Genomic DNA, 8,568 nt, shown 5'->3' with positions numbered 1-8,568 from the left:
CCGCGTCAACATCCGGCGTCACATGCAACACGCCCACGTACGGATTGGGCCGCGCCTCCAGCCACACTCGCTGCCAGATGCCACCCGTCTGGCAGTAGTGTCCTTGCTTGCCACTCGGGACCTCGTCGAAGGGGAATTGAGCGAAGCGGTCGCGGTCATTCGTCGGATCGGTGACCCGCACGGCCACAGCGTTCTCGGAGCCGTAAGCTAGATCCGGCGTGACATCGAAGGCGTACGGGGTGTAGCCACCCTCGTGGGTGCCGGCATGGTGACCGTTGACCCACACCTCGGCGAAGTAGTCCACCGCCCCGAAACACAATCGCACCGTCGCGGTGTGCCACGCCGCGGGCACGGTGAATGTGCGCTGGTACCATGCCACGCCGTCGTATGCCAGCAGGTCCGGGAACTGCGCCTCCCAGCATGACGGCACCTCGATGGTACGCCAGTCCGCCGTCCGCTCCACCGTCTCGACGTCAAACCGGCCCTCGGGATCAACCGCGAACTGCCATGCCCCGTTGAGGTCAAGCGTTCGATCATCCGTCACCGTCACCGCTGCGCCTCCCGGCGATGTCGCCGCGAACACTGCGAGCAAGCCCGCCAGAACTGCCAGCAGTTGACCGCGCCTCATCCGCGACCCTCCTGATACTGCCCAGCATCGGCGAGATCGCCATCGGCGCGCCGTGCTGCTCGATGCTGCGAATCGTGCGACCGCCGACGCCGTCGGCATGACCTTCAATGCGCCCCAACGCTCCTCCTGCCCACGCCCCCAGGCGGCGCGTGGCCCCGCGGCACATCACTTGCCGCGGACAGACACCCGATCGCAGTACGCTTCAGAGACACGGACAACCAGCGCGCATTACGCGTGCGCGCTAATCCAACCGTGAGGTATCGGTGTGAGTATGCGACGGGGTCGGCCCGACCCGTTCAGTACGGTGGGAAGAGACGGCGCACGCCGTGCGCCAGCACCGCCAGCAGGAAGACGACATTCCGCACTGCCAACCCCCATCGGGGGAGCGGCGGGGCCTGCTGCGACGTCCCGAGCGTGCGGCTTTCGGCCACGGCGCGGCCCAGCCGTTCCATCCACTCCACGCTTCGCGGCCATTCCCACAAGCCGTCGAGCCAGTCCTGCGGAATGCCCGCCTTGCCCACGCCCGCGCCGATGATTCCACCGACGATCGCGGCCGTCGTGTCGGTGTCCCCGCCGCAGCGCACGATCGCCAAAATGCCCGAACGATAGTCCGCTTGGTGCCGCAGCCAGCACTGCAGCGCGACCGGGACCGTGTGATAGATATACCCCGACACTCCGTCGGCCAGGCCGAGTTGCTCGGCAAAGGCCTCCGTTGTCTGCCCGGCGCACACGCTCTCGGCGGCAGCGCGGACCAATGGCAGCAACTCCTCTGCCTCGTGTTTGCCCGCAAGTAGCGCTGAGAGTTGGCGCAGGTACTCGTCAGGCGCTATCGTCGCGCCTAGGCGCGAGCCGGAAAGGTATGCTGCCAGTGCTACCGCCAGTGCGCCGCACTCCGCTCTGGGATCGGTGTGAGTAATGCGCGTCGAAGCCCGGATCAACTCGTGCAATACATCGCCGTCTCCACCGTAACCCACGCCGATGATGGCGCTTCGCATCGCGGGCCCATTGCCCGCCGAATGGACGCCGCTTCGATGAGGCGGAAACCCGAGCCACAGCTTCAGAATAGCCCTTAGTGTGCCAAACCCGATGCCCGCAGGCAGACCGAGCAGCCAGAACCGCAAGCGCCAGGCCAGCACCGTCGCGAACGCCGCGGGTTCGCCGCCTGCCGCGAGGAGCGCTTGCGCCGTCATGCAGGTGTGCTCGGTATCGTCCGACACCATGCCTCTATGGAACAGAAAGCGGTGCCCAGCGATCTCGGGGCATAGCCGAGCTTGCCGCTGCCTTGACAGCCCTTCGCAGCACAGGCCGATGCTGTCCCCGACCGCCGTCCCGAGCAGGCAGCCGACAAGCGCATCTCCCATCTGGCCATGCTGTGAGTTCCTCATTCGCGCAGCCGCCGTGTGACGTGGTGCCATGAGCAGCCGTCATGCGCCGGCCGCCGCCAGGGCACCGCTGGTGCATCACCCGCCGCCGATCAGCGCGTCGCCATCCGGTCCAGATCCGTCAGTTCGAGCCCCTCTGTGTCCGCCAGGATGATGATACAGAATGTCAGGACGCGACAGCCCTCTTCGAGGTGCCCGCCCAGCGCCTTCTCGGTATCGGACAGCGTAATGTGCGCGTGCACGCGGCCGTCCATCACGAGGCCGGTGATGGAGAGAACGTCGAACGGCCCCTCGCCCTGGAAGAACACGTTGCCCGGCGGGATGTTCGTCGTCTTCACGACGTGCACGTGGTACCTGCTCACCGAGCCGACCCCGCTCAGAATCAGCCCGTGCCGAATGCCGGCCTGTTCTGCCGCCGCGCGCAGAGACTCCAGGACGTCCTCGCCTGTATCCAGCCGCACGATGTGCAGCCGACTCAGGCCCCCGGTTTGAATTCGCATGGCAAGTCCTCCCATTCGAGCCCCGCATGGATTCAATCGCAGCTGCCTACGGCCAGTGCTCGCCGACCCGCTGTGCCAACGGCGTCAAGACGAACATGGTGATGAACGCCGCCCCTACCCAGAACGCGACGAGGATGAGGCCACACACCACGCCGCGAATGACCTCCCGCCACCTCCGAGTCCAAATCTGGTAGACGATGGCCCCCGCCAGGATCGCCGCGGCGACAAGGATAAGAGCCTGTGTGCCACGTGCCGGCAGATCCAACTGCTCGGCCGCGAATGACACGGCGAAAACGGCAACGAGGGCCAGCGCAATCAGCCACGGACTCGCAAGCGCTCGCTTCACGTGATACTCGCGTCAATTCGCGGCGAGGTAATCCTTGCGCCCCATCAACTCCACGTAATCGGCCAGACGCTTGTGCCGCGCCAGGAACGCCGCGAACAGACCCTCCGCCGTTTCCTCGATGGTGCGCTGGTTGTTGGTGTACGGATCCTGCCGCGTGGCCTCGTTGACTTGTGCGATCCACTCCGGCGGAATCGTCGAAGCTCCTGACAGCGCACCCGACAGGCCGCCGGCTACGGCGGCGAGGCAGTCAGTGTCCCGCCCGAAATTGACCGCTGTCGGAATCGCCTCTCTGGGGTCTCCGCGCGTCATGGCGAACACCGCTAGGCCCTTCGATATCACCTCGCCCGCGTCGGACATGCTGTAGACGAAATGCCCCCCGCCCTCATAGATCCCATAGAACTCATCACGCATTGCCATCGGCTCGGTATGCTTCGCTGCCAGGTCGAGCGCGCGGGTCACATCGCGCTCGACGGTATCATAACCGGCGTACAGCAGGCCGGCTTCGGCGCGATAACCCGCGAAGCGCTTTGCCACATCGAGCACCGACTCTACCGTAGCATCCGGCTTACACGCCTCGGCGATCGCCGCGTTGTACAGCGCCGCCCAGCGCAGAGCGAACGCACTCTTGACCGCATACGCTTGGCCGATCTCGAACGAGTCATCGGCCGCGCCCTGCGGGTCGCCCGCGTTGATCAATCCCAGTGGATGCGACGCGCGGCCGAGCGAGATCTGATTCGTGGACAGCCACAGCCGCCCAAGTTCGGCCGCCGGCACGCCCGCCCGCGCCATCTCCAGCAGCGAGCGGTCGAACCGCTCCTGCTTGTACGCCATCTTCTGCGGATCGAGATCCCGCAGCCACACCGCCACCACGTCGTGCGCCAGAATGCGGTCCTGCTTCTCGATGATCGCGGTGGCGATGAGCTTCTGCCGCTCGATGCCGTCTTCCGTCGTTCCGGCGGGGCGGTCCCAGTCCACGTTGTAGTGCCGGTACGGCAGCAGCTTGTCGAGATACCCGTGGGTGTCCTTGATGCGCTCGCGCGACCAACCCTCCACCGCCGCGCCCATCGCCGATCCTACCCACGACGCCGCGATGCAGCCCAGGAACTTGTCTCTGAGTCTCGCCATCTGGAAACGTCCCTCCGAAGTCCCGCCTACTGATCGAGTTGTCTGTAGTACGCCTCGACCGCCTCGTAATCCACCGTCTCGTCCGGCGCCATGCCCAAGCGCTCGTACAACTTGCGGCGACCGCGCATGTCCGCCAGTAATACTGCGCGGGCGTGAACGGCGACCTCAGACGCCACTTCCTGCGGCACCACCACCACACCGTCGTCATCGCAGCCCACGATATCGCCCGGCCGCACCTGGACGCCTCCGCAGCCTATCCGCGTCTGCACTTCCGCCACTTCGATTCGCCCGGGAATGATCGTTCGCCCGCGCGCCCGCGCGCACACCGGCGTCTTCTGCAGCGCGATCTCCGCGGTGTCTCGGCAGTAGCCGTCGGTGACAATCCCGACCGCCCCCGCCGCTACCGCGCCCATGCTGTTGTTCGATCCCCAGAATCCGACCTCGCCGGAACCCCCCGCATCCATGACGACGACATGTCCCGGCTGAATCAGCCCGTCCAAGCCGATGTTGCCCGCTTCCCTGAACCAGATGTCGTGCGCCCTGACGATTTCCTCCGTCGTGTTGAGGCGCCACATCGGCCGGTTCGCCGGCACGCACCGCATCGTTAACGCGACGCCCCAGAATCTCATCCCCAGCCAGATCGGGCGCACCTCCGGCGACATCAACCCGATGTCGAAGTAGCCGATGCCGTCCATTGCATCGCACACATCCACGACGCGCAGGTGCTGGTACAGCTTCTGCACCTCGAAGGGATCGCCGCTCCCACCCGACTGCTCTCGATTCATAACGTCACCTCGCGCCTGCTGCTATCGCCGCTCAGGCCACACGCGCCGTCGTTGCCGGCGAACCGCACGACCGCGGCTGGCTCCCTTCCGCCCCAAGCACGCTTGGCCGCGCTCACTCCGGGGCAACGCGATACCCGTAGATCGGCGCCGTGCTGTCCGCCCCCCACCTCTCATTCCCTTGCACGGCACCCGACGCCTCCACGCCCACCGCCAGATCTATCCGCTGCCCGGGGCCGATGATCAACTTGCCCGACGAATCATGGAGAAAACCGGCAAGCTCCGCGCGCATCTCACATTCGCTCCCGTCGGGAGAGAGCGCGATGATGATGTCCTCGCTCGTGCCCTCAGTGTAGTCCGCTGTGATGTGCCGCTTCCCCGCCCGCCGGACGTACTCGACCTTGTACCGGTCGCGGAGTCGCCCGCGCTCGTCGTGCTTGCCGTACCACGACGGGCCGAGGGTCACTCGCCCCGCCAGCACTTCCTTCTCCGTCCCCACGCCGGTGAACCCGAAGAAGGTCTTGACGAAGCGGCCGCCGACGAACTCGAACTGCGCCTCGCAGTCATCGCCGAGCGCGACTCCATGGTAGCAGTTGTCGTCGCGCGTCGGAACGTATCCGGTCGCCGCGTCGCGGTCGGCGTCAATATAGACATAGTAGTAGTAGCGGTCATCACCGGGCGCGGTATTGCCGTGGCGCCCGGCGACGCGCGTGTAGAAGTAGAGATGCCGCGCATCACTGGCAACCTTGAACTCCAGGAGGTCCGTGTCAGCATTGTAGTCGAGGTACCACGGTATGTCGCCGCGCGGGTCCGCGATGCCGGTGATATCACGCCATTCGCTGAAGTCGCCGTCAATCCGTGGTCGCGGCGTCGCCATCTCGCCGTCGGGCAGCCCGTTCCTGAGAACGAGCGTCGCGCCGCGCATGTCCAGAGCATTCGCGCAAAGCTCTCCCTGGACTTCGAGGACGGCGGTCGGGCTATCGGCCGCCATCACGCACCCCGGCCCGAGAACGGGGGCGTAGCCGTCGCCCCGCTTGATGATTGTCTCCTCGGTCACGGCGCACGTCGCCAGGGCTACCTCTCCGTCGCCTGCGCGAGCGACGAGCGCAAACCGCACACCCTCCTGTCGGGCGATCTCGAAACCGCATCGCACCGGTTCGCCTTTGGCACCAACGAGCGGAAACGGGAGGTAGAGACACTGCTCCTCCACCATGGCGCCCCCCGGCTCCCTGCGCCAGAGCTGGCCCGTGAAGGGGTTGTACCGCACCTCGCCGCCTCGCAGCAGCGGGGTCGAGTCTCCGCCGGGCGCCAGGGCGACCAAGACGCCGTCCGCGCTGATCCGCCCCACGACTTGCTCGCAATCCGGCGTGTACGCGCCGACCACGAGTCCGCCGTCGGCCTGGTACACGCGCCCATCCCACGCAGGCGCGGCGCGATACGGCGCGACGAATCTCCGCGTGCGCACGAGGTAGCAGTCGGTGGCGACGGGCGTGGCGCGGTCGAGTGCCTCCACATCCTTCGCGAGGTAGGTCAGCTTGAACACAACGCGCCACCCCCAGCTCTCGCTGCCCGGCGCCGGCGCAATCCCCTCGGCCTGCAAGTAGGCGGCCTCGCTCGGCAGCCCGTCCGGCCCGAGGTAGCGCTCCCGCAGCGAGAGGCTGATATCGCTTGCGGCAAGGCAGGCGCCGCTGGTCATCACAAGCCAGATCAAAGTAGCTAGCGCAATTCTCATTCCGGGATATGGCTCCAATCCATGATTCGGTAGCGAACGTCCGGGTAGTCGCCGCGCCGATTGACGGCAGGGCCGTCATCCGGACTCCAGGTCAGCTCTACCCAGTTGTACGCGCCTCGCTCGTAATCGAACGAGACTCCATCGTCCTCAAACAGCATGCACGGCTCGCACCGCGGGCCGAAAGTGTAAGCCGTGATTTCGAAGCACGTGTCGCGGTCAATGTGCCCCACCGGCTCGGCCAGCGGCAGAATAGTGTTCTCTCGTACGAACAGAGGAATCTGCTCTGCGGGGGACTCGACCTCGTAGGACTGCCCACCCTCGTGCCTCTCGTGCGTCCAGAAAGAATACCAGTTACCGGGCGGGAGGTAAACAACTCGACTCTTCTCCCCGGCGAAGATGGGCGCCGCAAGCAGCGCGTCACCGATTAGGTATTGACTGTCCAGTTCGTACGCGTTCGGGTCCTGGGGGTAGTCCACGACCACCGCTCGGATGGGAGGCGTTCCCTCGAGGCGATACGTGGCGAATGCTGAGTAGAGATAGGGCAGCAGGGCCATCCGGAATTGGAGCAGCCCACGGCAGATCGCCTCGACTTTGGCGACGTTATCGAGCAATTCCCCCGCGCGATTCCTCTCGCTGTCCGGCTGCCACCACGGCGGCATCGCAAGGTTCCACGCATTGATGAGCGCCTGCGCCGACAGCACGACCACCTGAAGCCGTCGGATCAGATCCTCAACCGAGGCGCACGGCCGCACCTCGGGACTCCACAGCAACCCGCTGAACCCGGCGTTCACGACGCCGCGCACGAAGTCGCGATGATCGTAGAGGTCGCTGTACAGCACGAACGGATACGGCGCGGCGAGCCCGTGCGACGAGCGCACCGAGCAGTACGTCCTGGTGTTGTTGCGCCGGAAGGCGGACAACAGCGCCTTTTGATAGAGCAAGCCGATGCTTGAGTGCATCTGCTCGCCGTCCATCCCGGACGGGAATCGGCTGTGCTCGGGGAACGACCACGGGCTCGGGTTGAAATCGGAGTTGTCACATTCATCCACTTTGAAGCCGGACACGCCGCGTTGGATGAACGCGCGCTCGTGGTGGTCCGCGTACGCCGCGCGCGCCTCGGGCACATTCATGTCCGTCACGATGCCGCCCCACACCTCGTAGTCCGAGGCATAGTGCCGCAACACGTCGTAGAGCGGCGAAGAGGGATCAACGACAGCTTGCGTCCACAGGTTGATCTTGAAGCCCATGTCCCCCATGCGCGCAAGGAACTCGTCGGGATCCGGATATCTCTCGGTCGCCCAGTCGTATGACGAGCCGTACGCGTGGGTTTGCCAGCCCGGCTCGAGACCGTAGACATCCATCGGCATCTCGCGCTCGCGAAACGTCGCGGCCAAACGGAGCGCGTCATCGGCAGTGTAGGCATGATTCTGCCGGTACCACACGCCTAGCCCCCACATCGGCGGCAGGCAGCCCCCGCCCGAGAACAGGTTGTAGCGCTGTATCGCCTGCCTCATCGAGGGCCCGGCGAGAACATACACGTCCACGCCTTCAGCGGCCGGGACGTCCACGACCATCGCTTTCGCCGCACGCCCCGCAGGCGCCGGTAGCTCCTCCGCGCTCCGGGCGGGTGCACCCGGCGTGCTCGCCCCCTCGCGCCTGACGTGGCTGCCGCAGTAGAAGCTGGCATAGCGCGCCGTGTCCACGAACACGCCGTATCCCCGGGTTGAAACGTAGAACGGCACCGGCGCATGCGAATCGCCGGTGTCGGCGATCGGGTCGGCGTTGACGCGTATCGTCTTCTTCAGGCCGGTTTGTTTGTGCGACTTGAGCTGCAGACCGAAGCCGTAGATCTCTTCGCCGTCACCTATCGGCAGTTCGACGACACACCCGCGCGCCGACACGCTGAAGCGCACCGCCTGAGCGGCAAAAGGCGCCGCGGCCGTCGGCAAGGCGCGCATCGCGTCCACCAGCGGCTCCGCCTCGCGCAGCGCGATCGGCGTGAATGCCTCCGGCGTTCCCAGGCGCAGTCGCCACACGCCGGGCGCGACTTGTTCCATGATGCCCACGTCCTCT

General features: G+C 65.9%; 8 protein-coding genes. All 8 read right to left on the bottom strand.

What is annotated here, in order from left to right:
- On the bottom strand, positions 1 to 628 hold a 628-nt coding region (locus JSV65_02360; protein ID UCH35215.1), incomplete at its 3' end, for a beta galactosidase jelly roll domain-containing protein.
- A gap of 296 nt (positions 629 to 924) precedes the next feature.
- The gene (locus JSV65_02355) at positions 925 to 1,989 is read right to left on the bottom strand and encodes an ADP-ribosylglycohydrolase family protein (protein UCH35214.1); all 1,065 of its coding nucleotides are present in this window, start codon (positions 1,987 to 1,989) and stop codon (positions 925 to 927) included.
- 113 nt (positions 1,990 to 2,102) lie between these two features.
- A complete protein-coding gene (locus JSV65_02350) occupies positions 2,103 to 2,510 on the bottom strand; it encodes a DNA-binding protein (GenBank protein ID UCH35213.1) in 408 nt (135 codons plus the stop codon).
- A 46-nt stretch (positions 2,511 to 2,556) separates the two neighbouring features.
- Positions 2,557 to 2,856 (bottom strand): hypothetical protein, encoded by a 300-nt coding sequence (locus tag JSV65_02345; protein UCH35212.1) that lies wholly within the window; start codon positions 2,854 to 2,856, stop codon positions 2,557 to 2,559.
- A 12-nt stretch (positions 2,857 to 2,868) separates the two neighbouring features.
- Entirely contained in the window at positions 2,869 to 3,981 is a 1,113-nt protein-coding gene (locus JSV65_02340; protein ID UCH35211.1) for an ADP-ribosylglycohydrolase family protein, read from the bottom strand.
- 26 nt (positions 3,982 to 4,007) lie between these two features.
- Positions 4,008 to 4,766, bottom strand: coding sequence for an RraA family protein (locus tag JSV65_02335; GenBank protein ID UCH35210.1), 759 nt, complete (start codon positions 4,764 to 4,766; stop codon positions 4,008 to 4,010).
- Positions 4,767 to 4,878: 112 nt separating this feature from the next.
- Entirely contained in the window at positions 4,879 to 6,495 is a 1,617-nt protein-coding gene (locus JSV65_02330) for a hypothetical protein (GenBank protein ID UCH35209.1), read from the bottom strand.
- Complete coding sequence (locus tag JSV65_02325; GenBank protein ID UCH35208.1) at positions 6,492 to 8,552, bottom strand: glycoside hydrolase family 31 protein; 2,061 nt, start codon at positions 8,550 to 8,552, stop codon at positions 6,492 to 6,494. Before JSV65_02325 ends, JSV65_02330 begins: the two co-directional genes overlap by 4 nt.
- Positions 8,553 to 8,568 lie beyond the last annotated feature (16 nt).

The organism is Armatimonadota bacterium (assembly GCA_020354555.1).
Classification (GTDB): Bacteria; Armatimonadota; Hebobacteria.
Note: the sequence above shows the minus strand (reverse complement) of the source record. Positions and strands in the feature narration are given on the sequence as shown.